The organism is Holdemanella biformis DSM 3989 (assembly GCF_000156655.1).
Lineage (GTDB): Bacteria > Bacillota_I > Bacilli_A > Erysipelotrichales > Erysipelotrichaceae > Holdemanella > Holdemanella biformis.
On record NZ_DS996849.1, the window covers coordinates 1 to 728 of the forward strand.

A 728-nucleotide genomic window follows, 5' to 3' on the forward strand; every position below is an offset into this window, starting at 1 on the left:
AAACCTATCATCAAAACCAAGTTTATTTTCATATTGGTATAAAGAATATTCTTCATTTAATTTTATTGTTTGCAAAAATTCATCATCATAATCTGATTCATATTTATTAGTTGCTTCTAGATCAATCTTTTTTAACCGAATATCATTCTGATAAAATTGATGCCAATCTCTATTTTTGTAAGCTTTTAGTTTGTTTTCTAAACATTCTTTTCTTTCTTTAGCTAAATCCAAGTCATTCTTTATATTTATATATTCTTCACTATCTAAAGAAATAGATTTTAAATTATCTTCAAATAAACCAATTTGTTCAGAAGTAGAATTAATATCCTCTTTTATAGAAACCGGACTATCTAAATCAAATTCTATAGTTGCACTTTTAAGATTTCCAACATATAAAAATGCAAGAAAAAGTATAATAATGAAAACAGGAATGCTGTTTAGTTTATTTTTATAAATTTTTTTTACATTAATCAAGAAATACTTCATACTGACTCCTCAATTAATTTATGATTATCAATCTTTACTATAACATCACAATATTTTCGTATTTCTTCTCCGTAATGAGAAGATAAAAGAATCAATTTTCCATATTTCTTAGCATCTAAAAGAAATCTAAATAATTTTTTTCTATTATCTTCGTCTAACCCATTAGTCAATTCATCCATAATCATAAATTTTGCATCACTTAACTGATACATAGAAATTATTAATCTTTGTTTCATTCCCAG

General features: G+C 23.6%; 2 protein-coding genes. Both read right to left on the reverse strand.

Features of this window, described 5'->3' with window-relative positions:
- Positions 1–486 (reverse strand): hypothetical protein (locus EUBIFOR_RS10515; RefSeq protein WP_003866038.1); only part of this gene is annotated, 486 nt, incomplete at its 3' end.
- A partial coding sequence (locus tag EUBIFOR_RS10520; protein WP_040466514.1) for a hypothetical protein occupies positions 483–728 on the reverse strand: 246 nt, incomplete at its 5' end. The genes EUBIFOR_RS10520 and EUBIFOR_RS10515, both read right to left, overlap by 4 nt.